This is a genomic window from Pandoraea sp. NPDC087047 (assembly GCF_044745225.1).
In the GTDB taxonomy this organism is placed as follows: domain Bacteria; phylum Pseudomonadota; class Gammaproteobacteria; order Burkholderiales; family Burkholderiaceae; genus Pandoraea.
In genome coordinates this window covers 236,777-263,510 of the sequence record NZ_JBIUZU010000007.1, presented here as the reverse complement: position 1 = coordinate 263,510, position 26,734 = coordinate 236,777, and the positions used below count along the sequence as shown (strand labels likewise).

The window sequence follows — 26,734 nt, the reverse complement described above, 5'->3', positions numbered from 1 at the left end:
GACAGCGGCACAGGATCGAATACACACGCGGGGGCATTGCACCCCCGCGGCCCATCACAGCGCGATTTTCGTCCCCAGAACAGCGAGGAACTGCGCGATCCAGGCCGGATGCGCGGGCCACGCCGGCGCCGTGACGAGATTGCCGTCGGTATGGGCGTCGTCGATGGCGATCTCCATATACTTCCCGCCTGCCAGACGCACTTCCGGCGCACACGCCGGATACGCCGAACACTCGCGCCCTTCGATCACACCGGCAGCCGCCAGCAGTTGCGCACCGTGACAGATCGCCGCAATCGGCTTGTCGCTCTCGGCAAAGTGCCGAACGGCGGCGAGCACTTCGTCGTTCAGACGCAGATATTCCGGCGCGCGTCCGCCGGGGATTACCAGCGCATCGAAATCGGCCGGCGAGAGGCCGTCGAACGTGGCATTGAGCGTGAAGTCGTGACCGCGCTTCTCGCTGTACGTCTGATCGCCCTCGAAATCGTGAATCGCGGTGCGCACCTTGTCGCCCGCCTTCTTGCCGGGGCACACCACTTCCACGCGATGCCCCACTGCCGTGAGTGCCTGCACCGGCACCATCAGCTCATAGTCTTCGACATAGTCGCCTGCCAACACCAGAATCCGCTTCTTGCCCATGTGACTCTCCGTTCAGAGAAAAAATGGAAGGGAAACAGCCCCTCCATGTTACTCAATTCCGGTGACGTCACCGAGACAGCGTCAAACGCCACGCCGCACGACACATGCCCGGCAGACGAAAAAAACCGCGTGCCGAAGCACGCGGTGTCAAGCCGGCGCAGAACGCCGTCGGTCAATCGTGGGGCCACGCGCCGCAGCGCGAGCCCGCAGGTTCGTTACCTCAGTAGGTTTCCAGATGCAGACGCCCCTCGGTCTTCATCCGTTGCCAGAGGGTTTGCCAGTCGAGTCCGGCGTCTGCCGCGATGGTCTGCAACACTTGCAGCACGCCGTCCTCCATGCCCTTCAGGCCGCACACGTAAATGTAGGTGTGATCGTGACGCAGCAGCGCCGCCACATCGGCCGCACGCTCGCGCATCGCGTCCTGCACATAGCGTTTGGCCTGCCCCGGCGTGCGCGAGAACGCGAGATTGGTGTCGATGAAATCCTTCGGCAGATTCAGCAGCGGGCCGAAGTACGGCAGTTCGCCCTGCGTGCGAGCGCCGAAGAACAACATCAGCTTGCCGGTCGCGCCCTTGAGCCGACGGCGGCGGCGATACTCCGTCATCGCGCGCATCGGGGCTGCGCCGGTGCCGGTGCAGATCATCAGCAGATGCGAATCGGCGTGGTTCGGCATCAGGAACGTGCTGCCGAACGGGCCCATCACATTCACCACGTCGCCCTTCTTCAGGTCGCACAGATAGTTCGAGCACACGCCGCCCACCGCCTGCTCGTGATGGTCCTTCGTCACGCGTTTCACGGTAAGCGCCAGGTTGTTGTAACCGGGACGCTCGCCATCGCGCGGCGACGCAACCGAGTATTGCCGCGCATGATGCGCCCGCCCGTCGGCCGTGGTGCCCGGCGCGATGATGCCGATGGACTGCCCTTCGAGCACCGGGAACGGCTGCTTGCCGAAGTCGAGCACGATGTGACGGATGTCACTCTCCGTGCTCGCGTCCGTTACGCGATAGTTACCGACCACGGTGGCCTGGATGGGCGCCTTGTGGTTGTACAAATTGACGTAGGGCTTTGCGGCGGACCACGGCGGCACGACCGAGCCGCGCACGAGGTCGGAGCCGCCGATGACGGGTTCCGACGCGTCCGACGATGCGCCGCCCGGCGCCGCTTGCGTCTCATCGCCAATGACACCCTGCCCCGCGAGCGCATCGTCCTGCACGGGCAGTTCGTCCCACGTGAGCTGATCGTCGACGGCGTAGGCCTCGGCCTTGAGCACGTCGCGCCAGTTGTCGATGGCCCCCGTCGGGCACGGCGAGATACACGCCATGCACCCATTGCACGTATCCGCGCGCACAACGTAGTTGTTCTCGTCGTGCGTGATCGCGTCGATCGGACACGTCTCCTCGCAGGTGTTGCAGCGAATGCAGATCTCCGGATCGATCAGATGCTGCTTCAGGACTTCGACCGGAACGGGGCCGTTCATGATGCTGTCTCCTTGTGGGGATGGCTCTTGCGGCCGTCTCAATTGAAACGCACGTACTCGAAATCGATCGGCTGACGGTTGATGCCGAGCGGGGGCGGCGCAATCCAGTTGGCGAACTTGCCCGGCTCGGTCACGCGGCCCATGAGCGACGCGACGTACGCGCGATCCTCGGCCGACGGCAGCCACTCGCGTTCGTGCGCGGCCCAATCGGTCTCGCTCACGACGCGGCCGTCCGGCGAGACACGTACACCGGCGAACGTGCCGATCTGGCGGTTGAACGCCTTGTGCGGCACCGTCAGACGGAAGTCGATGCCCGCCTTCTCCAGCACCTTGTTCCAGCGATTCACACCCGCGACCGAATCCTTGATGTAGTCGTCGCGCAGCACTTCGTTCATCGCGTTGAGCATCGGCACTTCGCGCTCCACGAGCTTGCCGTTGTCGACATCGAGCAGACGGTACATCTGGCCGTTGAGCTGATGGTCGTCGTCGCGTTTGCTCTCTTCGTAACGCCCCTTCAGCCCGGAACTGTAGAAGATCGCCGCGTTCGACGACTGGTCCGCGCCGAACAGATCGATCGTCACGGAATAATGGAAATTGACGTATCGCTGGATCGTCGGCAGATCGATCACACCGGCCGCGCGCAGCCTGGAGACGTCGTCGGTCTTCAGCTCATTCATCACCTGCGCCGTGCGGGCGATCACGCGCGAGACACCCGACTCGCCCACGAACATGTGATGCGCCTCTTCGGTCAGCATGAACTTCGTGGTGCGCGCGAGCGGATCGAAACCCGATTCGGCCAGCGCGGAGAGCTGGAACTTGCCGTCGCGATCCGTGAAATACGTGAACATATAGAACGCGAGCCAGTCCGGCGTCTTCTCGTTGAACGCGCCGAGAATGCGGGGATTGTCGTCGTCGCCCGAACGGCGGCCGAGCAGCGCCTCGGCTTCCTCGCGGCCGTCGCGGCCGAAGTAGCGATGCAGCAGATAGACCATCGCCCACAGGTGACGGCCTTCTTCCACGTTCACCTGGAACAGATTGCGCAGGTCGTACATCGACGGCGCCGTCAGCCCCAGGTGACGCTGCTGCTCGACCGACGCCGGCTCGGTGTCGCCCTGCGTGACGATGATGCGGCGCAGGTTCGCACGGTGCTCGCCCGGCACGTCCTGCCACGCGGCTTCGCCCTTGTGCTCGCCGAAGTGAATCTTGCGATCGGCGTCGCCCGGCGTGAGGAAAATGCCCCAGCGATAGTCCGGCATCTTCACGTGATCGAAGTGCGCCCAGCCGCTCGGATCGACGCTCACGGCCGTACGCAGATAGACGTCGAATCCATGCGAGCCTTCCGGCCCCATGTCACCCCACCACGACAGGAAGTTCGGCTGCCACTGTTCGAGCGCGCGTTGCAACGTGCGGTCGTCCGACAGGTTGACGTTGTTGGGGATCTTCTCGCTGTAGTTGATCGAAGCCATCGTGGGAATCCTCGTGTCTCGTACGTATTCTGTGGAAAACGTCTCGTTCGATGCCAGCCGCCCGGGCATGGCGCCAGGCGGTGGGGTGTCGCAGTCGTCAGACGCGGTTCAGATCGAACTGCGCCTTGTTGCCCTTGCCGTAGACCTTCAGCGCGCCCTTCTCGCCCACGGCGTTCGGACGGATGAAAATCCAGTTCTGCCACGCCGACAGACGGCCGAAGATGCGCGTGTTCATCGTCTCTTTGCCGTTGAAGCGCAGGTTGGCTTCCATGCCGGTGAGCGCGTCGGGCGACATGGCGGCACGCTCCTCGATGGCGATACGAATTTCGTCCGGCCAGTCGAGATCGTCGACGGCGGCCGTGACCAGCCCCAGACGCTCCGCTTCGTCCGGGCGCACCGGGCGGCCAACGGTGACGCGCACGGCGTCGAGTTCGGCCGCGTCTTCATAGAAACGTCGCGCCAGACGCGACTGATCCGTGACCATCGGCAGCAGACCGAAGTTGACTTCGCTGAGCGTGATGGCGGGTTCATCTTCCTCGCTGGCCGGCAGCGCCGCCATGTACGTGCGGTCGGCGGCAAACGCGAATTCGGCGAGCGTGCCGGTGAAGCACGAATCCGGCTCGATCAGCGCGAAGAGCGAGCGCGACGACACATCGATGCGGGCGAACGTGCGGCGCAGCATGCCAATCGTCTCGCGCACGAACCAGTGATCCTGATGGGCGAGCAGCGACGCGTCGGCGGCGAGAACGTGCTTCGCGTCACCTTCGGTGCGCAGCAGCCACGTGCCGATGTCGAGCTCGTTCGTGCGCAGGTTGAGGATGGCGTCATCGAGTTCGCGCGCCATCTTCAGCGGCCACCAGTTGATGCCTGCGGCCTTGATGCCGGCGATGTCGGCCGGCGGCGCAGACTTCGGCGCCTTGACGGTGAGGCTCGCCGTGCGGTTGACGCGGTCGATCTGCACGTCGACGAATTCGTAACGGATGGCGTCCGGCGCGTCGGTACGTTCAAGGCGCGTGAGCGTCACACCCTTGCCACCCGGACGGTTGCTGCCTTGCGCCAGTTCGTGCGCACGCGCAGCAACGGTCTGCGCGAATTGCGCGGGCTTGACCACTTCGTCGACCAGACGCCATTGCTTGGCGCGTTCGCCGCGAATGCCTTCGACGATGGTGCAGAAAATGTCGGCGCGGTCGTTGCGCACGTGACGCTTGTCGGTCAGACGCGTGAGGCCGCCGGTGCCCGGCAGCACGCCCAGCAGCGGCACCTCCGGCAGCGCGACCGACGACGAACGATCGTCCACGAGATAGATCTCGTCGCAGGCCAGCGCCAGCTCGTAGCCGCCGCCCGCACAGGCGCCGTTCACGGCGGCAATGAACTTCAGCCCCGAGTGACGGCTGGAGTCTTCGAGACCGTTACGCGTTTCGTTGGTGAATTTGCAGAAGTTGACCTTCCACGCATGCGAGGACAGGCCAAGCATGAAGATGTTCGCGCCCGAGCAGAACACGCGGTCCTTGGCGCTCGTGACCACCACCGTCTTCACTTCCGGATGTTCGAACCGGATGCGCTGGATGGCATCGTGCAGTTCGATGTCCACCCCCAGATCGTACGAATTGAGCTTGAGCTTGTAGCCCTCGCGAATACCGCCGTCTTCCGCGATATCGATGGCGAGCGTAGCCACCGAGCCGTCGAAACTCAGCTTCCAGTGCTTGTACTGCGTGGGGTCCGTACGGTAGTCGACGTGGGGTTTGCCGAACATGATTGCCTCCAACTCGAATAATGATCTTGTTGAATTGCAATATAGTGCAGCACAAACCCACCGTCAATCGTTAACCCAAAGAAAAATGAATTATTTTGCAGAAACACAAACATCAGTCTGACGACAACTGCACTGCGAGGCGTCCACGCAGTTGCAGATAGGCATCGGCGAGCGCCCGTCCGCCCGTGTCGAAGCTCATGTCGGCCTTGGCGTAGAAGTCCTGCCGGCCCGCGAGAATGCGCTTGAGATCGTCCATCGCCTCCGCGTTGCCTGACATCGGACGCAGATCGCCCTGCGCCACCACACGCTTCATGTGCTCTTCCGGCGACGCTTGCAGCCACACCGTATAGCAATGCGTGAGCAGGAAATTGAACGTGGCGGCGTCGCTCACGATACCGCCCGGCGAGGCGATCACCGCGCGCGGATGCTCGGCCACCACGGCCTCCAGCGCCCGCAGTTCATAGCGGCGATAGGCGGTGGCGCCATACAGCGAATAGATCTCCGACGGCGGGCAGCCGGCGAGTTGTTCGATCACGCGATTGAGTTCGACGAACGGCACATGCATGTCGTCGGCGAGCATGCGGCCCAGCGTCGACTTGCCCGCGCCGCGCAAGCCGATGAGGGCGATGCGTCCGCGCCGGTCCGGGTCGCGCTCGCTCCCGGCGAAGAGTTCGCTCAGCGCCTGACGCGCCCGCGTGAGCGCCTCGCCATCGCGCCCGTGCAGGATCTCGCGGATCAGCAACCACTCGGCAGACGAGGTCGTCTCGTCGCCCACGATTTCCGCCAACGTGCAATTTAGTGCCTGTGCGAGCTGACGCAGGAACAGCACGGACGCGTTGCCCACGCCCGACTCCAGATTGGCCACGTGACGCTCGGAAACCCCCGCGTCGAGCGCCAGCGCCTTACGCGTCAGGCCGCGACGGGCACGCAACGTCCGAACCCGCTCGCCCAGCGCGACCAGGAACGGGTCTTTATCACCGGCGCCTCGCGCCGTCGGCACCCCATCGGCTTGCGCACTCTTATTCATCGGATGAGATCCTCGAAGCAGGTAACATGTAATATATTGCTTGACAGCCAAATTTGCATGCTCTAATTTTCACCATGCGTCGGTAAAAAAGCAAACTCGGGCCAGCCAGGCTGCGCACCGTTATTGATCGGCGTCATACCAACAGACAGTGCGCGGACCGTGATGCGCGCGAACGACAGGGCATTGTTCCGACGATGCCGGCCTGTAGCGATGCAGGCGCAGGCTGTCGTCGCGACCGGTGTAGCGACTGCGACGTCCCCAGGAGACATGGATGGATGTGCCCCAATTTCAGGCGCTGATTGCCGACGTTACACGGCAACTCGATGGCCGCGCTCTCGACGCTTCGCTCGCCGACTGGCTCAACGCACACTACGGCGCAGGCTCCCAAGGTTACGACACGCTGGCCGACGCCTGCCGCGCCGGTGTGGCCGAGGGCTGGCTGTGCAACCGCGAAGGCGGCGGCATTCGCTATGGCCGCGTCATCAAGCCCACGCCCGGCACGCACGGCTTTTCCGTCGACGTCGTGGACATGGCCGATCTGGCCGGGCCGCACCACGTGCATCCCAATGGCGAAATCGATCTGATCATGCCGCTCACGCCGGGCGCGACGTTCGACGGTCATTCCGCAGGCTGGTGTGTGTACGGGCCGGGCACTGCGCATCGGCCGACCGTCGCCAGCGGACGCGCCCTCGTGCTCTATCTGCTGCCCGAAGGCGCAATCGAATTCACGCGCAGCGCCTGAGCGCTGAAATCCCGGCGCACATCCCCGTGCGCCCCTCTGCTTCGCTTCACATCGATTGATGGACATGCGTACCCCTGCCTTGCTGGAAAACTACGTCGCTGGCCAATGGGTGGCCGGCACTGGAGACGAGCACGCGCGCACTGCGCTCACCGATCCCGTGACGGGCGACACGCTCGCCTACGTGTCGAGCGCCGGTCTCGATCTCAACGCCGCCTTTGCCTTCGCACGCGAGACGGCCGGCCCGGCGCTGCGTGCCCTGTCGTACGGCGAGCGCGCGCAACGGCTCTCGCAGATCGTTGCGACCTTGCAGGCCAATCGCGACGATTACTACGCCATCGCCACCGCCAATTCGGGCACGGTCGCCGCCGACTCCGCTGTCGATATCGACGGCGCCATTTACACGTTGTCGACGTACGCCAAGCTCGGCGCCTCGCTGGGCGACGCCCATACGCTGCTCGACGGCGCTGCAGTCCCGCTCGCCAAGGACGCCACGTTTGCCGTGCGTCACGTGTTCCGTCCGACACCGGGCGTGGCGCTCTTCATCAACGCGTTCAACTTCCCCGCGTGGGGACTGTGGGAGAAGGCGGCCGGGGCATTGCTCGCGGGCGTGCCGGTCATCGTCAAACCGGCGACGTCGACCGCGTGGCTTACGCAACGCATGGTGGCCGATGTCGTGGCCGCAGGCCTCCTGCCGCCGGGCAGCCTGTCGGTGATCTGCGGCAGCGCTGCGGGGCTGCTCGACCGGATCGGGCCTTTCGATGTCGTCTCCTTCACCGGTTCGGCCGACACCGCCGCCACGCTGCGCGCCCATGCCGCGTTCACCGAGCGCTCGGCGCGCATCAACGTGGAAGCCGACAGCCTGAACAGCGCCATCCTGCTGCCGGACGCCGCACCGGGCACCGCCGCCTTCGACCAGTTCGTGCGCGAAGTGGCGCGCGAGATGACGGTCAAGTCGGGGCAAAAGTGCACGGCCATTCGTCGCGCGATGGTGAGCGTCGAGCACTTCGATGCTGCTGCAGCGGCGATTGCCGAGCGTCTGGCCAAGACCGTCGTCGGCAATCCCCGCAACGCGTCCGTCAAGATGGGCTCGCTTGTGAGCGCAGCGCAAAAGCGCGCGGTGCTCGAAGGCATTGCGCAGTTGCAGGCGGAAGCCGAAACACTCTACGACGGCAATCGCAACGCCGCCTTCGTCGATGCGAACGCGCACAGCGCGTGCGTGGCGCCGGTGCTGCTGGGGCTGCGCGATGGGGCGTGCGGCAAGCGTGTGCACGACACCGAAGTCTTCGGCCCGGTGGCAACGCTCGTCGGCTATCGCGATCTCGATGACGCCGTAGCCCTCGCCAGGCGCGGACAAGGCTCGCTTGTCGTCTCGCTGTACAGCAACGACGCCGTCGCAATGCGCTCGCCCGCCCTTGCGCTGGCCGACGCTCACGGTCGTGTGCACGCCGTCGATCCGTCGGTGGCGAAGACGCAGACCGGGCACGGCAACGTCATGCCGCAATCGCTGCACGGCGGTCCCGGCCGCGCCGGTGGCGGCGAGGAACTGGGCGGCCTGCGCGCCCTGCGCTTCTATCACGTGCGCTCGGCCATTCAGGGCCCGGCCGCGCTGGTCGAAGCGCTGACGCAGGACGCCGTCGAACTTCCGAAGTCGTAGTGCGCGATATCGGCGTGATATCGGCGTGATATCGGTGCGACATCGAGACATCGAGACATCGAGCCGAATCGCGCCACAAACCGTACCAATGCCGTACCCAATATTGAGCCAGCAGCAGCAGTCGTAAGCCGTCGCAGTCAAGGTGAAGCAAAGAGGCGCCGTCAGAGCGCTGAATAGAACTTACGCCGTGCGTGCCTCGCCCCTTGGTGTGCGATGCGTCCGCGCGGTGATCCACCGGAGGCAACATGGAAGCCGTACTCACCCCACCGCCGGCGAACTTCAACTTCGCCGCGCATTTGGCGTCGCTTGGCCGCGGGCGCGCTGCCAAGACTGCTTATTTGGACGACACGCGAACCCTCACCTACGGCGAACTGGCCGAGCAAAGCCGACGCTTCGCCACCGGCCTCGCGCGTGCGGGCGTGCATCGCGAAGAACGCATTCTGCTCGTCATGCTCGACACCGTCGATTTGCCCGTGGCGTTTCTCGGCGCGTTGTATGCGGGGGTCGTGCCCGTCGTCGTCAATACGCTGCTCACGGCTGACGACTACGCGTACATGATCTCGCACAGCAAGGCGCAACTCGTGATCGCCTCGGGCGCGCTCATGCCGATAGTGCAGGCTGCGCTCGACAAGGTCGCCGAGACAGGGTCGCCACCGCCGTGCATCGTCTCGCAACCGATCGCGGCCGAAGCCGGCACCGCGACCGCCCTGCCCACCTTCGACACGCTCGTCAACGCACCGCCCAGCGCGCTGCCCGCCGATACCGCGGGCGACGACATCGCGTTCTGGCTGTACTCGTCCGGCTCGACCGGCAAGCCCAAGGGCACCGTGCACACGCATGCGAACCTGTATTGGACGGCCGAAACCTACGGTCGGCTTGTGCTCGGCATTCGCGAGGACGACGTCGTCTTTTCCGCTGCCAAGCTCTTCTTCGCGTACGGGCTGGGCAACGGGCTGACGTTCCCGCTGTCGGTCGGTGCAACGGTCGTGCTGATGGCGGAACGTCCGACGGCGCAGGCCGTGGCGCAGCGGCTTTGCCAGCATCGCCCGACGATTTTCTACGGCGTGCCGACGCTCTACGCCACCCTGCTCGCATCGCCCCACCTGCCCGCGCGCGCGGACGTGGCGCTGCGGCTGTGCACGTCGGCGGGCGAGGCGCTGCCGCGCGAGATCGGTGAGCGCTTCACCGCGCACTTCGGTGCCGAGATTCTCGACGGTATCGGCTCGACCGAGATGCTGCACATCTTCCTGTCGAACCGTCCGGGGCAGGTCGCCTACGGCACCACGGGCTTGCCGGTGCCGGGCTACGCCGTGGAGTTGCGCGACGAGAGCGGCCAGCCCGTGCCCGACGGCGAGATCGGCGATCTGTACATCAAGGGGCCGAGCGCCGCGCTCATGTACTGGTGCAATCGCGAGAAGACGCGCTCCACCTTCCTCGGCGACTGGCTCAGGAGCGGCGACAAGTACCAGCGTCTGCCGGGGGGGTATTACGTCTATGCGGGGCGCAGTGACGATATGCTCAAGGTCAGCGGCCAGTATGTCTCGCCCATCGAAGTCGAGATGGTGCTGATGCAGCACGACGCGGTGCTCGAGGCGGGAGTCGTGGGACGCGACGACAACGGTCTGACCAAGACACAGGCGTTCGTCGTGCTCAAGCCGGGCATCGTCGCCACGGACGAAATGGCCACGGAACTCAAGGCCTTCGTTAAAGCGCGTCTGGCGCCCCATAAATATCCTCGCGAGCTGGTGTTCGTCGACGACCTGCCGAAGACGGCCACCGGCAAGGTTCAGCGCTTCAAGCTGCGCGAGTTGCTTTAGGAGACGAGAAGAAGATGTCGGACGTACAGTTCGCCCGGATCGAGACAGCCTCGCACGGCGCGCTCTCGCTGGAGTATCAGTGGATCAACCGCGAGCACACCGGTGCCCCGCTACTGGTCTTTCTGCATGAAGGGCTCGGCTCTGTCGCGATGTGGAAGGACTGGCCGCAGCAGTTGTGCGACGCGGGCGGCTATCGCGGCCTCGTGTACTCGCGCAACGGCTATGGCCACTCGACACCGCGCCCGCACGACGAGAAGTGGCCGGTCGACTTCATGCACCGTCAGGCGCGCGAAGTGCTGCCCGCGTTTCTCGATGCCCTCGGCGTCGGTCCCAAGCAAGCGGATCGGGTGTGGCTCGTCGGTCATAGCGACGGCGGCTCGATCGCGCTGCTGTTCTCTGCCGCGTTCCCCGACCGGCTCGCGGGCGCAGTCGTGCTGGCGCCGCACCTATTCGTCGAGGATGTGTCGGTCGAGAGCATCGCGAAAACGAAGACCGTGTACGAGAGCACCGATCTGCGGTTGAGACTCGGGCGTTATCACGACGACGTGGATTCGGCGTTCTGGGGCTGGAACGATATCTGGCTGAACCCGGCGTTTCGCGAGTGGAATCTGGTGGGCGCAGCGGCAAGCATCTCGAAGCCGCTGCTCGCGATTCAGGGGGAAGACGACGAGTACGGCACGATGGCGCAGATGGACAGCATTGCCGCGCACGTGCCGCACGCGACGGTGCTAAAGCTGCCGTCATGCGGACATTCGCCGCATCGCGATGCGCCGGCACCGGTAGGCGAGGCCATCGTGGCTTTCGTTGACGCGCACGCGCAGCGTCAGGCAGCGTGAGGATGTGAAGTCACGGGCGTCATCCGGGGTTCGGCGGACGTTCGCGCTGACGTTGCCGGCTCGGCCGACGTCAGCGCCACCCCGCCAGCAGCGGACGATCCGCCTCAGATGACGCGAACGCCCGGCGTGCCCGGACGCATCGCGCCCACGATGGCGGCTTCGATGAAGCCGTCGGCACGGAAGACGGCGAGCACGTCATCCACGGCCCCCGGCGCACACGACACCAGCAAGCCACCGGCGGTCTGCGGATCGCACAGGAGATCGCGGTCACGTGTCGTGAGACGCTCCCCAAGCGCCACCGACGCCCCGTACGACGCCCAGTTGCGACCGGACGCCCCGGTAATGCACCCCATATCGGCCAACTCGCGCACCCCATCGAACAGCGGCACGTCGGACATGCGCAGATAGGCGGCGAGATTTGCGCCACGGCACATTTCCAGCGTATGGCCGAGCAGGCCAAAGCCGGTCACGTCGGTGAGCGCATGCACGCCAGGCAGCGCGGCCAGCGCCGGGCCGACGCGATTCAGACGCGTCGTCGCGTCGATCATGCGGCGATAGCCCGCGTCGTCCAGTTGATGCTTCTTGAGCGCCGCCGACATCACCCCCACGCCCAGCGGCTTGCCGAGCACGAGCACGTCGCCGGCCTGTGCGTCGGCATTGCGCTTGAGGCGTTTCGGATGCACCACGCCGAGCGCCGCCAAGCCGTAGATCGGCTCGACCGAGTCGATGCTGTGGCCGCCCGCAATCGGAATGCCCGCCTCGGCGCAAATCGATTCGCCGCCGCGCAGAATGTCGCGAATCGTCTCGCGCGGCAGCACGTTGATCGGCATGCCGACGATGGCCAGCGCGAAGATCGGCTTGCCGCCCATCGCGTAGATGTCGGAGAGCGCGTTGGTGGCGGCGATGCGCCCGAAGTCGAACGGGTCGTCGACGATCGGCATGAAGAAGTCCGTCGTCGCGATGATGGCCTGCTCGTCGTTGAGCTGATAAACCGCGGCGTCATCGGACGTCTCGGTGCCCACGAGCAGCGCGGCCGGCGCCGGCAGCGGCGCCTCGTTGCGGGCAAGCAATTCGGAAAGCACGCCCGGCGCAATCTTGCAGCCGCAGCCGCCGCCGTGCGAGAGCGAAGTCAGACGCGGTGCGGCCGGCGCGGCGCCCGCTTGAGTTGCATCGTTTGCGGTCATGGTCGTTGGTGTTCGTTTTCCTGAAGTCGACGTATTATGAAGCAGCTTTGGCCCATCGCCATGTCTCGAAATGGCGGTCGATGACGCCATGCTACCGCGTCACATCGTCCCTGCATCGCAGGACACTTTCGCATCGCTGTACCCTACCACCATGCGCCGTGAGCGCTGACGCAAAAGGGGACCCACATCATGCAACGCCGCCGCTTCCTCTCGCTGGGCGCCTGCGCCCTGCCCGCCTCCCTGCTCTCCACGTCGTTGATTCCGGCCCAGGCACGCGCCGCGTCCTCGTCCATCCCCGCGCTCAGTGCTGCCGAGGGCTGGCGCACGTTCGAGCTGACGACGCAGGTCGATCTGCCCGCCGGGACGGGGGCGAACGGTCCCGCGAACGTCTGGCTGCCGGTGGCGGCGTCGCCCTCGGGGGCATATCAGCATGCCCTCGCCACGCGCTGGGACGCGCCAGGAGCCCAGGCCGGGCTGCGCACGGTGCGCGGGGCAGCGGGCGTCGGCGTGCCCATGCTCGCCGTGGCGTGGCCCGACGCAGCCGCCCAGGACACCCGCACTGTCACGCTCACCAATACCTTCGCCACCCGGGATCGGCACGTCGATTTGTCGCAGCCGCCCTCAGCCAGTGCGCCGCGTGAATCGCCCGCGGTGCTTCGTCAGTACCTTCAGCCGACCGAGCTTCAACCGACCGGCGGTCTGGTGCGCGAAACCGCCGAGAAAATCACGCGCGGTGAAAAGGGCGACGTGGAGAAAGCGCGCGCGATCTATCAATGGATCGTGGAGAACTGCCGTCGCGAAGGCTCGGTGCGCGGCTGCGGCACGGGCGACGTGCGCTATCTGCTCACCACGGGCGATCTCGCGGGCAAATGCGCCGACATCAACGCACTCTTCACGGCGCTGGCGCGCTCGGTCGGTATCCCGGCGCGCGATGCCTACGGCGTGCGCGTGGCGACGTCGCGTCACGGGTTCAACAGCCTGGGCAAGGCGGGGGACGTCACACGCGCCCAGCATTGCCGCGCCGAGTTCTATGCCGCCGGTTATGGCTGGGTGCCGGTCGACCCGGCGGACGTGCGCAAGGTCGTGCTCGAAGAAGTCCCGGGTGGTCTGCCGCTGGACGATCTGCGCGTGCGCGCGGCGCGCGCCATGCTCTTCGGCCAATGGGAAATGAACTGGGTTGCGTTCAACCACGGTGCAGACATTGCGCTGCCGGGCGCGCAAGTCGCACGCGACGCCACGGTGCCGTTTCTCATGTATCCGAATGGCGAAGTGGCGCGCGCCCGGCTCGACAGCCTCGATCCGGACACCTTCCGCTATCGCATGAACGCCCGCGAAATCACGGCCTGAACCCCGTCGCGACCCTCACACTCATCACGTGCGTCACAAGCTCACCAAGGAGCGTATCACCATGCAACGCCGTCACTTTCTTCACACGCTCGGGGCCATCGGTGCTGTCGGCGCGCTGGGCGCAGGCGGCGCACAGGTGCGAGCGGCGCAACCGGTGAAAGGCGCGGCGGAGGTCGACGACAGCGCGCTCGCCGGGACATCCGGCGGCACGCTCTCGGCATGGCGTGGCGCCACGCCCACCTTCGCGCTCGAAGGCCTCGACGGCAAGACACACGCCTTGTCCGAGTATCGCGGGCGCGTGGTTATCCTGAATTTCTGGGCCACGTGGTGCGCCCCCTGCCGTGAAGAGATTCCGGCAATGGGCGCAGTCGTGCGTCAGTATCGTCAGCGCGGCCTGTCGCTGCTTGCCGTGAACTACAAGGAGCCGCTCGCCACGGTCAAGCCGTTCGTCGACAAACTCCCCATCGACGGCACCGTGCTGCTCGACCCCGACGGCGCGGTCTACAAGCGGTACGGCTCGCTCGGCCTGCCCGCGACATATCTCGTCGACCGTGCAGGCAACGCGCGCTTCTGGCGTATGGGCGAGCTGGACTGGCGCGACGTGGGATTGCACGGGCACATCGAAGCGCTGCTCACGCAAACGGGCAGCACGACGGCTTGAGCCGCGCTATTGCGCTATCGTGCAATGCCCCTGTTACCCTGTTGCCCCGCCTCATTCGGCCGCGATCGACGCCGCCGTGGCATGCACATGATCGAGCAAGCGTGCCGTCGGCCCGGCGAGTATGCCCTCCCGATAGGCGCAGCACAGCGGCGCACGCGGGGGCGGTGCGAGCGGCCGGTAGACGATGCCCTCCACCTGCATGCGCATGAGCGACGCGGGCACCACCGACACCCCGAGCCCGGCGGCAACGAGCGAGAGTGTGGTGAGCAGCCGCGGCGCTTCCTGCTCGATTGCCGGACTGAAGCCCGCGCCGTGGCAGGCGGCGATGATGGCGTCGTAAAGCCCTTGGCCCGCGCGTCGACGATAGAGAATCAGCTTCTCCGCCGCGATGGCCGCCATTGGCACGGCGGCTTTACCGGCGCGCCCGGTGAGTGCGAGCGGATGCGCTGAGGGCACCACCAGCACCATCGGCTCCTCCAGCACCTGCACGACAGTGATCTCGCCGGTATTCCCTTGTGGCTGACGAATAAACGCGACATCGAGATGCCCGTCGCGCAATTCGTCGAGCAACTCGCCCGTGCTGGCCTCGTCGAGCATCAACGAGACCGACGGCGCATCGCTGCGAAAGGCCCGAATCACCGTCGGCACGAACGGATGCAGCGCCGCCGAACTGGTGAAGCCCACCGACAGCCGCCCCTTGACGCCCGCCGCCACGCGTCGCACATCGTCGACCGCCTGATCGAGCTTGCGCACGACCTCCAGGGCATCGGCGAGGAACGCCTGCCCGGCGTCGGTGAGCGCCATGCCGCGCGGCAGGCGCTCGAAGAGCGTTACACCCAATTGCGTCTCCAGCAACCGGATCTGCTGCGAGAGCGGCGGCTGCCCAATGCCCAGACGCTGCGCAGCACGCGTCATATGCCCGGTTTCGGCGACTGCAATGAAGTAGCGCAGCAAGCGCACATCGATATTTGCCATATTGTTTCAATATGAATTAAGTCACTTCCATATATTGGACAATATAGCGCAATCGCCCTACTCTGAGTGGGTCCCGCGCGGCATCCGTGCATTCTCTCCCCGATGACACTCCCTGCCGGGCGGCCCCACCGTAGTCCAGTTTTCAGAACAGACCCGCCATGAATACGCCGGCCCCACCCGCAACCGCGACGTCTCCTACGTCCTCCCCATCGATCTCGCCCGGTGCGCCTTCGGCGATGCCAGCGCCGCCCATGACCGAGGCACCGAGCGTTCGCGCGCTCTTCTTCGGTTTTCTCGGTCTGGGCATGACCGCATTCGGCGGCGCGTTGCCGTTGGCGCGTCGCATGATCGTCGACAAGCATCGCTGGGTGACAGCGGCCGAGTTCACCGATTTGCTCGGCCTGTGCCAGTTCCTGCCGGGCGGCAACATCATCAACCTGTCGGTCGCACTCGGCATGCGCTTTCACGGCTGGCGCGGGGCGCTCGCGTCGATCCTCGGCCTGATCGCGGCGCCGTCTGCCGTCGTGATTGCACTGGGCACGATCTACCAGCACTTCCAGAACGATCCGCATGTGAAGCATCTGTTCGCCGGGCTGGCAGCCGCCGCGGCGGGCCTGTTGATTCAGATGGCGTGGAAAGTGGCGTGGCCGCTGCGCAAATCGGTGGCGCTCGGCGGCGTGGCGGTGGCGTGTTTCATCGCGATTGCCGTGCTGCGCGTGCCGCTCGTGCTCACCATGCTCGTGATGACGCCGATCTCCATCTACGCCACGTGGAGGGTCTCGCAATGACCGGTACGCTCATTTCGCTCGCGCTCATCTTCACGCAGTTGTCGGTGCTCGCCTTTGGCGGCGGCAATACGATACTGCCGGAGATGGAGCGTCAGGTCGTCGATCTGCATCACTGGATGACGTCCGAAGAGTTCAGCGCATTGTTCGCGCTGGGGCAGGCCGCGCCGGGCCCAAACCTCATGATCGTGACGCTCGTCGGTTGGCACGTGGCCGGCTGGCAGGGCATGCTCGTCACGTCGATTGCCAAGTTCGGGCCGTCGTCGCTCATCACCGTGGGCGTGCTACATCTGTGGGAGCGCTTCAAGGACCGGCCGTGGCGGCGCATCATACAGGCCGGACTGCTGCCGATGACGGCCGGCCTCGTCGCCGCGAGTGCCGCGCTCATCGCCGAAGCGTCCGCGACGTCGTGGCTGCTCGCGGGTATCACCGCGAGCGTGGCGGTGCTGGCCATCCGCACGCGGGTGCATCCGCTGTGGTGGCTCGCCGCAGGCAGCGTTGCGGGGTTGCTCGGTGGCGCGTATCTGTAGTCGAGCCGGGGGGAGCGATTCGGGGCGCCAGAGGCGCGCGGGACGCGCCAGACACTTATGTCGCTTAGGGCGGCTCCGTCGTCTGCGTCGTTTGCATCGCCGCCGTTCTCACGCTTTCCCCTCTTCGCAGACGTGTGCAAAGGCAACGCGCCAGTGGTCGCGGCCCAGCCTCTCGATCCCGTCGACCAGATGAATCCATTCGTCGCTGCCGATCACCAGCGACGCCGGCGTATCGCCACGCGCCAATGCGGCAACCCGCGGCGGGCAAGGTTCATGCGAGCCCGGCGTACCCGCCACGAGCATCACGCGGGCGATCCATTGGGCGACCTTCAGAGGAATCGTGGGTAGCACTCCCGCCCCCGGCTGCGGCACCGGCTCATCCGTCCAACGCCATGCGTAGCGGGCACTGATGCCGGAGCGCGTTGCAATCCCCATGGCGATGCGCACCTGATCGCAGGTCATGCCGCGCGCTGCGGCCTTCACCAACGCAAGCTGCGCGAAATTGCGCCAGTCGCCGACACCCCCGCAATCCTCGCGCACGCTGGCGGCAAACAAGGCCACGACGCGGGCGCGCACACGCTGCAAAGCGACCGGATGCGTCAATAGTCGGCGAGCGTCGCGCGTAGTCTCCGAGAGGTCGGCTGTGGTCTCAGCGGGATCGAGTACCTGCACGTCGACGGGATGGACCGAGAACGTCGGCGAGCCGGCCTCGTCGTGACGCCAATCCGGCTCGAGCCGCTCGCGCAGCAGCGTGAAGGCGTCGTCGTAGCGAATCAGGGACGAGCGTTCCTCGCTGACGTGGAGCGCCTCAAGCGTGGCCTTCGGCAACTTGAAGCCCAGGCCGTGAGCCAGCAATTGGCAGAGTGCCGCGACGCGGTCGCTTCCCGCGAAATCGGCTTGCGGGGCATCGGCAATGTGCAGAAGCAGCGATTCCGCGATGTGCCGCTCCGCGCGCGTGCGGCGCGACATCGGCACGGTTGGCTGTGGTGCCGGCGTGGTTTGCGCCGACTGCGTCGCCTCGAACACCGCCAGACACTGACGCATGGCGGTCACATCGGCCAGCGTGCGGCGACGCAATTGCACCTGCGTCTGGTACAGCCACTGGCGCTGCGTGTTCTCCCCGGCCTCGAAGGCGTTTTCAAATTCGCGAAACTCGGGCCAGAGATAGCGATACGTGACGCCGATGGCGACGGCGCCCAGCGCGCAGGCGACGCCTACGTCGGCAAAGCCGGGCACCGTCGCACCGTGCTGCAGATAGCGCTGACTCGCGTTTTGCCATTCCTCGGTCAACAGATGGTGCAACCCGCTCTCTCGCAGGCAGGTGGCCGCGCGCGTGAAGTCGCCACGAAAGCCGTCATAGAGGCAACTGACCGCCTCGCGCGCGAGATGCACAATGGCGTTTGTCGTCGGGGACAGCGATGTCGCGGGATAAGACAGGGTCGTATCGGACACGAATGGCATGGGGTTGGCTCCTTGGCGTGGGGAAAGGGTCGAAAGGGTCGAGGGGTAGGAAGGTTCAAACGGCTCGACGGCAATGTCGACTCGTTTCGAGCCATTCGAATGCGTCGAACGATGAAAAGGCGGAGGAAAAGCCGAGCATCGTGCGTCACTGGCAAATCGGACGCTTCAGGATTCGCGCGCCGCCTTTTCGGGCACCCTCTCGCAGAATCTGGGATGATGTCGCCATTGCAGTGCCCTCGAACCCCGCCGGAGGCCCTTATGCCGACCATTGCCACGCTTGCCACGTTCGTTGTTGTCGTTCTCGGGCTTTTTCTGATTCCCGGGCCTGCGGTATTGCTGACCATCACGCGTACCGTGCAGGGCGGGCGCCGCGCAGGCGTCATGACCGGCATGGGGATTGCGCTCGGCGACCTCGTGCACACCCTGTGCGCCGCCGTCGGCTTGTCTGCCGTGCTGATGACCTCGGCCCTCGCCTTCGACGTCGTCAAATACGTGGGGGCGGTCTATCTGATCTATCTGGGAATCAAGGCGCTGCGTGAGCGTCCGTCCGACCCGCAGTTGCTGGTCGCGCCCAAGGTTTCGCCCGGACGAGCATTCGCGCAGGCCGTGGCGACCGAAGTCCTCAATCCTAAGACCGCCCTTTTCTTCCTCGCCTTCATGCCGCAGTTCGTGCATGCGAGCGAGGGCAACGTTTTCGCGCAATTCCTTGTGCTGGGTCTGGTGTTCGTCGCCATGAGCGCGATCTACACCGCAGCGATCGCACTGTCCGTGCGGCCGCTCGGCAAGTTCGTGCGACGCTTCACCTGGCTGCTGCGCTGGCAGGGCAAAATCATCGGTACCATCTTCATCGGCCTGGGCCTGCGTGTGGCCATGCAACAGCGCTGAGGTCGCACGTTAACGTGGGAGTCGCACTATGCAACGCATTGTCTCGACGCTTCGTTTTCTTGGTTCTCTTCGTCCTCTTCGTCCTCTTCGTCCGCTGTCTTACGCACCCCATCTTCCTCGCCGCCTGCGGGCGAGGACGCTTGCCGCCGCGGCATGCCTGACAGCGGCCAGCCTGAGTCTACCGGACGCCTTCGCGGCCGATGCCGGCGCAGGCACCGGCGCTGAGGCCACACCCTTCTCCAAAGCGAGTCCGGGCAGCGCGTTACCGGCCGGATGGCAGAACCTGCCGGTCGTCAAAGGCAAGAAGCTCACCGTCTACACCGTGGTCGCCGACGGCAAGCGCAACGTGATCGAGGCCAACTCGTCCGACTCCGCTTCGGCGCTCATGGCCAAGGGCGACGACGTCGATCTGAGCGCAACGCCCATCGTCGCGTGGCGCTGGAAAGTCGACAAAGTCATTCCGGGGGCCGACAACCGGGTGGCCGAAAAAGAAGACTCGCCCGCGCGGCTCGTGTTCTTCTTCGACGGCGACAAAGCTTCGCTCCCGTTCGGCGACCGGGCGGCGATGACACTCGCCAAGGCCGGGGGCGAAGACCTGCCTTACGCCACCCTCATGTACATCTGGTCCAACGATGCCCCGGTGGGCGGCGTCATCCAGAACCCGCATACCGACCGTGTGCAGATGCTCGTCGTGGCGGGTTCGGACGCGAGCCTCGGCAAATGGCAGACCTTCTCGCGCAACGTCGCGGCCGATTACGAGCGCATCTACAAAGAGAAGCCGGGCAAATTACTCGGATACGGCGTCTTCACCGACAGCGACAACACCCATGCGAGTGCCCACGCGTGGTATGGAGACATACGATTCGACGCGGGCAAATAGCGAGACGAGTTAGACGCGCGAGACCGAATTCGCGCTGAAAATCCGCCTTCGGTTTCACCTGCCGACACCGGTACGCGGTGCCGTGCCGAAGGCATCGAAAAAAACCCTGAAAGCCCCGTGTGACGGGGCTTTTGCGCTATTGCAACAGTCGCTTGCATGCTACGCTATCTCGCCTAGAATTTGAGCCAGATGTAGACAGGCTCAATGCTGTTCACGCCTCTCAACGCCCCGCGAGCGCCATGCAAAAGAATCGCCAGCCCAAGGACGTCACGTTCGCCGCAAGTCCTGTTTTGCAATCGCGCATGTCATTGTGGCGCTCCAAGCTTGTCGTCATCGTCATCACCCTCGCCTTCATCGGGTTGGTCGTCCGGGCCTTCTGGATTGCCGGGCCGGGCAACGGCTTCTACATCGCGCAGGGCGAAAAGCGTTACGAGCACACCATCGTCATGCCTGCCGTGCGCGGCAAAATCGAAGACCGCGACGGCCGAGTGCTCGCCACCAGCCTGCCGATGCGCACCATCTGGGCCGTGCCTGCCGAAGTGCCGGACGACCTGTCCGACAGCGACGTCCAGAAAGCCGGCAAGCTGCTCGACATCCCGGCCAAAGAACTGCGCGCCAAGCTCATCGGCGAGAAAAAATTCGTCTACGTGAAGCGTCAGGTCTCGCCCGAGATCGGTAAGCAGATCGAAGCACTGGGCATTCCCGGCGTCTACGAAAGCAGCGAATACAAGCGCTTCTACCCCGAGGGTGAGGTGGCGGCGCACGTCGTGGGCTTCACCAACGTCGAAGACAAGGGCCAGGAAGGCATGGAACTGGGTGAAGAGTCGTTGCTCGAAGGCTCTGCGGGCGTGCGGCGCGTCATCAAGGACCGAATCGGGCGCACCATTCAGGATCTCGACGACTCCAGCCCGCCGCGAGACGGCAAGGACCTTCGGCTGACGCTCGACACCCGCGTGCAATACATCGCCTACGAGGCGTTGAAGAATGCGCTCGAGCGCACCGGTGCGAAAGCGGCAATGGCCGTCGTCATCGACGCCAAGACCGGGCAAGTGCTGGCATTGGCCAACTTGCCGACATACAACCCCAACGACCGCGAGCATTTGACGGGCGAGCAGTTGCGCAACCGCGTGTTCACCGACGTCTTCGAGCCGGGCTCCATTCTCAAGCCGTTCACGATGGCGCTGGCGTTGGACTTGCATCGCCTGACCCCGACCACGCTCATCGACACCGGCCCGGGTCGTTACGTCTTCGAAGGCGCGACCATCAGTGACGACAGTGCCAATGGCGTGCTGACGGCGGCGGGCGTCATCCAGAAGTCGAGCAACATCGGCATGACCAAAGTGTCGACCCTGTTGCGGGCGGAGGAAATGTGGGACATGTTCACCGAGATCGGCCTGGGGCAACAACCGAAGCTGGGCTTCCCGGGCGCCGTCTCGGGGCGGTTGCGCCCATATAAGTCGTGGCGACGCATCGAGCAGGCGACCATGGCTTACGGCTACGGGATTTCGGCGTCTCTCTTCCAATTGGCGCGCGCGTACACCATCTTCGCCAACGACGGCGTGCTCGTGCCCATCTCCATCATCGAACCGGATACCCCGGTACAGCCTGAGGGCGTACGCGTCATCGATTCGCACACGGCGGCGGAGATGCGCAAGATGTTGGCGGGCGTGGTCGATACGGGCGGCACGGCGACGACTGCGCAGGTGGCGGGATACAGCATTGGCGGGAAGACTGGGACGGCGTACAAGGCGGGTGCGCACGGCTACGACCATTCGAAGTATCGGGCGTCGTTCGTGGGGATTGCGCCGTTGTCGGCACCGCGTCTGGTGATTGCCGTGTCGGTGGATGAACCGAAGGCATCGCAGCACTTTGGCGGTCAGGCGGCGGGTCCGGCGTTTGCGGAGATTGCATCGCAGGCGTTGCCGTTGCTGGGGATTCGTCCGGATCTGCCGGTGCGCCCGGGAGTAATCCTGGCGGCCCCGACATCGGACACGCCGCCGGACGACGGCTCGCACGGTTGATTTCCCCTGTCGCGCTTGAATGAACTTTAAGCGATTGAAGCGGAGCGCCCGCCTGGCTTTCAGCGTCAGCGGTCAATCAGGGTGGGGGCCGCCCGCGGCGCTCCGATGTTTGTTAAGTCGCACCGCGGGCGGCCCCCACCCTGATCGCACCACGATAGCGATGCGACGACCCCGATGGGTGCGTGGGCGGTTGTCGAACAGGATGTATGAGCGGTGATTGTCGGTGCCCTGACGGAGCGACTTTAAGTTGGAGCGCAGTCAGGGTACCGGCAAGCGCCGCGGGTTCGGGCGGGGGTAGAGACGAGATGGTGTGAAGCGAGGGCGGTGTCGACGGACTGGGGGCGCGTGAGCAAAAAGGGCGATTCGATGATTCGAATTGCCCTTTTTGCGTACTGGAGAGACCAAGCGTTACTGAACCGGCGTTGGCGCCCCCGACGAAACCACACCTTTCACTGACGGAGACAGCCCCGCCGTCGGGAATTCCCCCAAAGGCATGTGAGCCGTACCGGATCGCAAATTGGAATATGTAGAATGAAAAGCATTATCACAGTTGGAAGCTCAGCCCGGGAAGATAAAGAGCGACCAATCGACATCCGGGATGCGCATCGGTGTTTACACTCGATTTCATCGTCAATAAATAACAACTCACGATTCGGAAAAGTTATTCACTGAGACACAATTAATCAGGAGACAAGGCTTTGAAAGAATTATCAACACACGAACTCCAACACGTCTCAGGCGCTGGAGTGACAGGCGGCTTCGTTGGCGGGGTAGTTGGCGCAATGGTGGGTGGTGCCTCGGGCGCAGGGTAGGAGGCACAATCGGTGCGGCAACCGGCTCAGTTGTACCAGGCATTGGAACAGTCGGGGGTGCCATCATTGGTGCGGGATACGGAAGTAAGCGTGGAAGAGAATTAGGAATGCTCGCCGGCGCCTCGATCGGAGACAAGCTTCAAGACCACGGGCTAGCGTACTTTTTCCCCAATGGCTTCCCTTCGTTTAACGATTTATACGCGTTCACCAATGACGTCTTACAATGACGCGTTAAATTAAAAACACACCTCAATAAATCCCACTTTCATGAAATGGGAATCAAACAAATCAAGATTGGAGAAGCGGCTCGCACTTAGCTTGCCGTTGATGACGATAACAAGCACAACGTGCTTCTTATATCTCGAAAATGTCGCAATCGATCTATTGTCCATAACTTTTTTAATGTTACTTTGGACATTTTTTTTCGATCTTTTCCTACTACCCAAGCTGACTCACGCCGGATATCGGTTCGACTGGACTCCCGCAGGAATGGATCAACCGATCATCCTTGCTGCATTCTTTATGACTGCATGGGCGCTTCTTTCGAAATACAACGGTACAGGGACATACTTTCTATATGCGCTCCCGCTATGCACCGGTCTCGGCGCGGGCGAATATCTGGCGCTCCGATGGACGCAGCGCGCTCGTAGGTGATCTGATTGCCGAGCTAGACCAGTTCTCCTGAAAACAAACACGCAGGCAGACATCATCCCTATCCAGAAGGCATAAAAAAACGGCCTTGAGCAGAACTCAAGGCCGCTTTTCGAACCTCCCCGTCAACCAGCACGGGGGGGCTTCACCGACATTACATCCCCGGCATCATCAGCGAGTTGGCGTTGTGCATGATCCAGAGCGAGCCGACCAGCACGATGGCCACGATCAGGACCGTAAACAGGAACGCCATCACATTCCAGCGCTGTTCCGACGAGCGGTCCATGTGCAGGAAGTAGACCAGGTGGACGATGATCTGCACGAGGGCTGCGCCGAGAATCAGCGGCAGAACCGTCGACGGCGGCATCGTGCCATCCATCACCAGCTTGAACGGCACGACCGTCAGGATCACCGCGAGCACGAAGCCGATCAGGTACGACTTCACGCTGCCATGGCTACCACCGGCCGCATTGTGGCCAGCGTCGTGGCCGTGCGATTGCACCGATTTGCTATTGCTCATTTACATCGCTCCCATCAGGTACACGACCGTGAAGACACCGATCCAGACCACGTCCAAGAAGTGCCAGAACAGCGAGAGGCACTGCAGACGCGTCGTGTTGGTCGAGGTCAGGCCCTTTTTGGCGATCTGGAACATCAGAACCGCCATCCACAGCAGGCCCGAGGCCACGTGCAGACCGTGGGTTGCCACGAGTGCGAAGAACGACGACAGGAAGCCGCTACGGTTCGGACCTGCACCTTCAAGGATCAGGTGATGGAACTCATACAGCTCCATCGCGATAAAGCCCGCGCCCAGCAGCCACGTGATGGCCAGCCAACCCATCACGGCGCCCTTCTTGCCGTTGTGCAGGCCGATCATGGCGAAGCCATACGTGATCGACGAGAACAGCAGGATGAATGTTTCGACCAGCACAAACTTCAGGTCGAACAGTTCCTTACCCGTGGGGCCGCCCGCCGTCGAGTCACGCAACACCGCGAAGGTGGCGAACAGGCTGGCGAATAGCACCAGGTCGGTCATCAGGTACACCCAGAAACCGAAGATCGTGTTGCCCCCGGTGTCGTGGTGCGCGTGGTCATGCGCATGCGCATCGGCATGCGCGCCAGTGTGTTTGAGAACTTCGCTCGTCATGATTAAGCCTTTGCTGCTGTGGCCAGTGCCTGATGGTGAGCCGTTTCAATGGCCACCACTTCCGGCGACTGCACGTAGTAGTCGATCGAATCGTTGTTGCTGCGGCAGATGAACGTCACGATCATGCCCACGAAGCCAACGATGGCGAGCCACCAGATGTGCCAGATAGCGGCGAAACCGAACACCAGCGAGAACGCACTGATGATGAAACCGGCGCCGGTGTTCTTCGGCATGTGAATCGGGGCGTAGCTCGTCTTCAGATCGCTCTTGATGCCGTGTGCCTTGCGATAAGCCAGCTCGTCGATGTCATGCACGCGCGGCTCTTCGGCAAAGTTGTAGAACTGCGGCGGCGACGACGTCATCCACTCCAGCGTACGGCCGTTCCAGGGATCGCCCGTAGTGTCGGCCAGTGCCTTGCGGTTCTTGATCGACACGACCAGTTGCAGCACCTGGAAGCCAATACCGGCAGCAATGAACAGCGCACCGATCAGCGCGGCGATCAGCCAGGGTTGCCATTCCGGGTTGCTGTAGTGATTCAGGCGACGGGTCATGCCCATCAGGCCCAGCACGTACAGCGGCATGAACGCGAGGTAGAAGCCGATCAACCAGCACCAGAAGCTTGCCTTGCCCAGACGCTCGTCGAGCTTGAAGCCGAAGGCCTTCGGGAACCAGTAGTTCATACCGGCGATGTAACCGAACAGCACGCCACCGATGATCACGTTGTGGAAGTGAGCGATCAGGAACAGCGAGTTGTGCAGCACGAAGTCCGCGCCCGGCACTGCCAGCAGCACGCCCGTCATACCGCCGATCACGAACGTGACGATGAAGCCCAGCGTCCACAGCACCGGCACGGTCATTTGCACGCGACCGCGGTACATCGTGAACAGCCAGTTGAAGATCTTCACGCCGGTCGGGATCGAGATAATCATCGTCGCGATACCGAAGAAGGCGTTCACGCTGGCGCCCGAGCCCATCGTGAAGAAGTGGTGCGCCCACACGAGGAACGACAGCACCATGATCGCCGCCGTGGCGTACACCATCGACTTGTAGCCGAACAGCTTCTTGCCCGAGAACGTCGAGATGATCTCCGAGAAGATACCGAACGCCGGCAGGATCAGGATGTACACCTCCGGGTGACCCCAGATCCAGATCAGGTTGATGTACATCATCGGATTGCCGCCCAACTCATTCGTGAAGAAATGGAAGTCGAGGTAGCGATCCAGCGAGAGCAGGCCCAGCGTCACCGTGAGCACCGGGAACGCGGCGCACACCAGCACCATCGTGCACAGCGAGGTCCAGGTGAAGATCGGCATCTTCATCAGGTTCATGCCCGGCGCGCGCATCTTCAGAATCGTGACGACGAAGTTCACACCCGTGAGCAACGTCCCCAGACCCGAGATCTGCAAGGCCCAGATGTAGTAATCCACCCCCACGCCCGGACTGTATTGAATGCCCGAGAGCGGCGGGTAAGCCAGCCAGCCCGTGCGAGCGAATTCACCCACGCCCAGCGACAGGTTCACCAGCACTGCGCCGGCCGCGAACAGCCAGAACGACAGCGTGTTCAGGAACGGGAACGCCACGTCGCGCGCGCCGATCTGCAGCGGCACCACGAGGTTCACCAGTCCCGTCATGAACGGCATCGCCACGAAGAAGATCATGATCACGCCGTGGGCGGTGAAGATCTGGTCGTAGTGATCCGGCGGAAGAATGCCGGGGGAGTTGTGGGCGAGCGCCAGTTGCGTACGCATCATCATGGCGTCGGCAAAGCCGCGCAGCAGCATGACGAGTGCGACCAGCACGTACATGACACCGATCTTCTTATGATCGACCGACGTCACCCACTCGCTCCACAGGTACTTCCACTTGCCGAAGTAGGTGAGCAGCGCGAGGATGCCCAGCCCGCCCAGCACCATCATGCCGACCGCGCCGACGATGATCGGCTCGTGGTACGGGATGGCTTCGAGAGTCAGTTTGCCAAACAGCGTTG

Annotated in this window: 22 protein-coding genes; 11 read left to right on the top strand and 11 right to left on the bottom strand. The window is 64.0% G+C overall.

Features of this window, described 5'->3' with window-relative positions:
* Window positions 1-54: 54 nt before the first annotated feature.
* The 5 genes from ACIPHM_RS15535 to ACIPHM_RS15515 all read right to left on the bottom strand — a co-directional run bounded on the left by ACIPHM_RS15535 (window position 55) and on the right by ACIPHM_RS15515 (window position 6,359).
* Window positions 55-636: a DJ-1/PfpI family protein gene (locus ACIPHM_RS15535; protein ID WP_400329697.1), complete on the bottom strand. Its 582-nt coding sequence runs from the start codon at window positions 634-636 to the stop codon at window positions 55-57.
* Window positions 637-856: 220 nt separating this feature from the next.
* The gene (boxA, locus tag ACIPHM_RS15530) at window positions 857-2,113 is read right to left on the bottom strand and encodes a benzoyl-CoA 2,3-epoxidase subunit BoxA (protein WP_400329695.1); all 1,257 of its coding nucleotides are present in this window, start codon (window positions 2,111-2,113) and stop codon (window positions 857-859) included.
* 38 nt (window positions 2,114-2,151) lie between these two features.
* Window positions 2,152-3,579, bottom strand: a complete 1,428-nt coding sequence (gene boxB, locus ACIPHM_RS15525; protein ID WP_400329693.1) for a benzoyl-CoA 2,3-epoxidase subunit BoxB — start codon at window positions 3,577-3,579, stop codon at window positions 2,152-2,154.
* A gap of 97 nt (window positions 3,580-3,676) precedes the next feature.
* On the bottom strand, window positions 3,677-5,332 hold the full coding sequence (gene boxC, locus ACIPHM_RS15520) for a 2,3-epoxybenzoyl-CoA dihydrolase (RefSeq protein ID WP_400329691.1): 1,656 nt from the start codon (window positions 5,330-5,332) through the stop codon (window positions 3,677-3,679).
* A 112-nt stretch (window positions 5,333-5,444) separates the two neighbouring features.
* Complete coding sequence (locus ACIPHM_RS15515; protein WP_400329689.1) at window positions 5,445-6,359, bottom strand: helix-turn-helix transcriptional regulator; 915 nt, start codon at window positions 6,357-6,359, stop codon at window positions 5,445-5,447.
* A gap of 271 nt (window positions 6,360-6,630) precedes the next feature.
* Here ACIPHM_RS15515 and ACIPHM_RS15510 point away from each other — a divergent pair, with 271 nt between their 5' ends.
* The 4 genes from ACIPHM_RS15510 to ACIPHM_RS15495 all read left to right on the top strand — a co-directional run bounded on the left by ACIPHM_RS15510 (window position 6,631) and on the right by ACIPHM_RS15495 (window position 11,408).
* Complete coding sequence (locus ACIPHM_RS15510; RefSeq protein ID WP_400329686.1) at window positions 6,631-7,101, top strand: DUF4863 family protein; 471 nt, start codon at window positions 6,631-6,633, stop codon at window positions 7,099-7,101.
* Between the two features lie 58 nt (window positions 7,102-7,159).
* Entirely contained in the window at window positions 7,160-8,755 is a 1,596-nt protein-coding gene (locus tag ACIPHM_RS15505; protein ID WP_400329683.1) for a 3,4-dehydroadipyl-CoA semialdehyde dehydrogenase, read from the top strand.
* A gap of 245 nt (window positions 8,756-9,000) precedes the next feature.
* Window positions 9,001-10,572 (top strand): benzoate-CoA ligase family protein, encoded by a 1,572-nt coding sequence (locus ACIPHM_RS15500; protein ID WP_400329681.1) that lies wholly within the window; start codon window positions 9,001-9,003, stop codon window positions 10,570-10,572.
* A 14-nt stretch (window positions 10,573-10,586) separates the two neighbouring features.
* On the top strand, window positions 10,587-11,408 hold the full coding sequence (locus ACIPHM_RS15495; protein WP_400329679.1) for an alpha/beta fold hydrolase: 822 nt from the start codon (window positions 10,587-10,589) through the stop codon (window positions 11,406-11,408).
* A 104-nt stretch (window positions 11,409-11,512) separates the two neighbouring features.
* On the opposite strand, the gene selD is transcribed toward ACIPHM_RS15495, so the two are convergent.
* Window positions 11,513-12,592 (bottom strand): selenide, water dikinase SelD, encoded by a 1,080-nt coding sequence (selD, locus tag ACIPHM_RS15490; RefSeq protein ID WP_400329676.1) that lies wholly within the window; start codon window positions 12,590-12,592, stop codon window positions 11,513-11,515.
* Between the two features lie 189 nt (window positions 12,593-12,781).
* Between selD and ACIPHM_RS15485 the strand changes: the two genes are divergently transcribed.
* On the top strand, window positions 12,782-13,939 hold the full coding sequence (locus ACIPHM_RS15485) for a transglutaminase-like domain-containing protein (RefSeq protein WP_400329674.1): 1,158 nt from the start codon (window positions 12,782-12,784) through the stop codon (window positions 13,937-13,939).
* A 61-nt stretch (window positions 13,940-14,000) separates the two neighbouring features.
* Window positions 14,001-14,600 carry a TlpA family protein disulfide reductase gene (locus ACIPHM_RS15480; protein ID WP_400329671.1) on the top strand — a complete coding sequence of 200 codons (600 nt, stop codon included), beginning with the start codon at window positions 14,001-14,003 and terminating at the stop codon, window positions 14,598-14,600.
* Between the two features lie 51 nt (window positions 14,601-14,651).
* On the opposite strand, the gene ACIPHM_RS15475 is transcribed toward ACIPHM_RS15480, so the two are convergent.
* On the bottom strand, window positions 14,652-15,575 hold the full coding sequence (locus ACIPHM_RS15475; RefSeq protein WP_400329668.1) for a LysR family transcriptional regulator: 924 nt from the start codon (window positions 15,573-15,575) through the stop codon (window positions 14,652-14,654).
* A gap of 251 nt (window positions 15,576-15,826) precedes the next feature.
* On the opposite strand from ACIPHM_RS15475, the gene ACIPHM_RS15470 reads away from it, so the two are divergent.
* Both ACIPHM_RS15470 and ACIPHM_RS15465 read left to right on the top strand, forming a co-directional pair.
* Window positions 15,827-16,363 (top strand): chromate transporter, encoded by a 537-nt coding sequence (locus ACIPHM_RS15470; protein WP_400329665.1) that lies wholly within the window; start codon window positions 15,827-15,829, stop codon window positions 16,361-16,363.
* On the top strand, window positions 16,360-16,890 hold the full coding sequence (locus ACIPHM_RS15465; RefSeq protein ID WP_400329662.1) for a chromate transporter: 531 nt from the start codon (window positions 16,360-16,362) through the stop codon (window positions 16,888-16,890). The genes ACIPHM_RS15470 and ACIPHM_RS15465 overlap by 4 nt, the downstream gene beginning before the upstream one ends.
* A gap of 108 nt (window positions 16,891-16,998) precedes the next feature.
* Here ACIPHM_RS15465 and ACIPHM_RS15460 read toward each other — a convergent pair whose 3' ends face one another.
* Window positions 16,999-18,351 (bottom strand): hypothetical protein, encoded by a 1,353-nt coding sequence (locus tag ACIPHM_RS15460; RefSeq protein ID WP_400329659.1) that lies wholly within the window; start codon window positions 18,349-18,351, stop codon window positions 16,999-17,001.
* Between the two features lie 258 nt (window positions 18,352-18,609).
* Between ACIPHM_RS15460 and ACIPHM_RS15455 the strand changes: the two genes are divergently transcribed.
* The 3 genes from ACIPHM_RS15455 (at window position 18,610) to ACIPHM_RS15445 (ending at window position 22,137) form a co-directional block, all read left to right on the top strand.
* On the top strand, window positions 18,610-19,236 hold the full coding sequence (locus ACIPHM_RS15455; protein ID WP_400329656.1) for a LysE family translocator: 627 nt from the start codon (window positions 18,610-18,612) through the stop codon (window positions 19,234-19,236).
* A 28-nt stretch (window positions 19,237-19,264) separates the two neighbouring features.
* Window positions 19,265-20,116 carry a DUF3047 domain-containing protein gene (locus ACIPHM_RS15450; protein ID WP_400329653.1) on the top strand — a complete coding sequence of 284 codons (852 nt, stop codon included), beginning with the start codon at window positions 19,265-19,267 and terminating at the stop codon, window positions 20,114-20,116.
* A 239-nt stretch (window positions 20,117-20,355) separates the two neighbouring features.
* Complete coding sequence (locus tag ACIPHM_RS15445; RefSeq protein ID WP_400329650.1) at window positions 20,356-22,137, top strand: peptidoglycan D,D-transpeptidase FtsI family protein; 1,782 nt, start codon at window positions 20,356-20,358, stop codon at window positions 22,135-22,137.
* Window positions 22,138-23,754: 1,617 nt separating this feature from the next.
* On the opposite strand, the gene ACIPHM_RS15440 is transcribed toward ACIPHM_RS15445, so the two are convergent.
* Genes ACIPHM_RS15440 through cyoB form a run of 3 tightly spaced genes read right to left on the bottom strand, consistent with a single transcriptional unit; the run spans window position 23,755 to window position 26,729 of the window.
* Complete coding sequence (locus tag ACIPHM_RS15440; RefSeq protein ID WP_400329647.1) at window positions 23,755-24,120, bottom strand: cytochrome o ubiquinol oxidase subunit IV; 366 nt, start codon at window positions 24,118-24,120, stop codon at window positions 23,755-23,757.
* The gene (locus ACIPHM_RS15435) at window positions 24,121-24,747 is read right to left on the bottom strand and encodes a cytochrome o ubiquinol oxidase subunit III (protein ID WP_039396910.1); all 627 of its coding nucleotides are present in this window, start codon (window positions 24,745-24,747) and stop codon (window positions 24,121-24,123) included.
* 2 nt (window positions 24,748-24,749) lie between these two features.
* Window positions 24,750-26,729 (bottom strand): cytochrome o ubiquinol oxidase subunit I, encoded by a 1,980-nt coding sequence (gene cyoB, locus ACIPHM_RS15430; RefSeq protein WP_400330023.1) that lies wholly within the window; start codon window positions 26,727-26,729, stop codon window positions 24,750-24,752.
* Window positions 26,730-26,734: the final 5 nt, after the last annotated feature.

Excerpts from the sequence above, each read along its gene's own strand:
- ACIPHM_RS15440 (WP_400329647.1), bottom strand. The coding sequence starts at position 24,120 with ATGAGCAATAGCAAATCGGTGCAATCGCACGGCCACGACGCTGGCCAC.
- ACIPHM_RS15475 (WP_400329668.1), bottom strand. The coding sequence starts at position 15,575 with ATGGCAAATATCGATGTGCGCTTGCTGCGCTACTTCATTGCAGTCGCC.
- ACIPHM_RS15465 (WP_400329662.1), top strand. The coding sequence starts at position 16,360 with ATGACCGGTACGCTCATTTCGCTCGCGCTCATCTTCACGCAGTTGTCG.
- ACIPHM_RS15485 (WP_400329674.1), top strand. The coding sequence starts at position 12,782 with ATGCAACGCCGCCGCTTCCTCTCGCTGGGCGCCTGCGCCCTGCCCGCC.
- ACIPHM_RS15505 (WP_400329683.1), top strand. The coding sequence starts at position 7,160 with ATGGACATGCGTACCCCTGCCTTGCTGGAAAACTACGTCGCTGGCCAA.
- ACIPHM_RS15445 (WP_400329650.1), top strand. The coding sequence starts at position 20,356 with ATGCAAAAGAATCGCCAGCCCAAGGACGTCACGTTCGCCGCAAGTCCT.
- ACIPHM_RS15535 (WP_400329697.1), bottom strand. The coding sequence starts at position 636 with ATGGGCAAGAAGCGGATTCTGGTGTTGGCAGGCGACTATGTCGAAGAC.
- boxC (WP_400329691.1), bottom strand. The coding sequence starts at position 5,332 with ATGTTCGGCAAACCCCACGTCGACTACCGTACGGACCCCACGCAGTAC.
- ACIPHM_RS15470 (WP_400329665.1), top strand. The coding sequence starts at position 15,827 with ATGACCGAGGCACCGAGCGTTCGCGCGCTCTTCTTCGGTTTTCTCGGT.
- ACIPHM_RS15455 (WP_400329656.1), top strand. The coding sequence starts at position 18,610 with ATGCCGACCATTGCCACGCTTGCCACGTTCGTTGTTGTCGTTCTCGGG.
- ACIPHM_RS15480 (WP_400329671.1), top strand. The coding sequence starts at position 14,001 with ATGCAACGCCGTCACTTTCTTCACACGCTCGGGGCCATCGGTGCTGTC.
- selD (WP_400329676.1), bottom strand. The coding sequence starts at position 12,592 with ATGACCGCAAACGATGCAACTCAAGCGGGCGCCGCGCCGGCCGCACCG.
- boxA (WP_400329695.1), bottom strand. The coding sequence starts at position 2,113 with ATGAACGGCCCCGTTCCGGTCGAAGTCCTGAAGCAGCATCTGATCGAT.
- ACIPHM_RS15515 (WP_400329689.1), bottom strand. The coding sequence starts at position 6,359 with ATGAATAAGAGTGCGCAAGCCGATGGGGTGCCGACGGCGCGAGGCGCC.
- ACIPHM_RS15500 (WP_400329681.1), top strand. The coding sequence starts at position 9,001 with ATGGAAGCCGTACTCACCCCACCGCCGGCGAACTTCAACTTCGCCGCG.
- ACIPHM_RS15460 (WP_400329659.1), bottom strand. The coding sequence starts at position 18,351 with ATGCCATTCGTGTCCGATACGACCCTGTCTTATCCCGCGACATCGCTG.
- boxB (WP_400329693.1), bottom strand. The coding sequence starts at position 3,579 with ATGGCTTCGATCAACTACAGCGAGAAGATCCCCAACAACGTCAACCTG.
- ACIPHM_RS15510 (WP_400329686.1), top strand. The coding sequence starts at position 6,631 with ATGGATGTGCCCCAATTTCAGGCGCTGATTGCCGACGTTACACGGCAA.
- ACIPHM_RS15450 (WP_400329653.1), top strand. The coding sequence starts at position 19,265 with ATGCAACGCATTGTCTCGACGCTTCGTTTTCTTGGTTCTCTTCGTCCT.
- ACIPHM_RS15435 (WP_039396910.1), bottom strand. The coding sequence starts at position 24,747 with ATGACGAGCGAAGTTCTCAAACACACTGGCGCGCATGCCGATGCGCAT.
- ACIPHM_RS15495 (WP_400329679.1), top strand. The coding sequence starts at position 10,587 with ATGTCGGACGTACAGTTCGCCCGGATCGAGACAGCCTCGCACGGCGCG.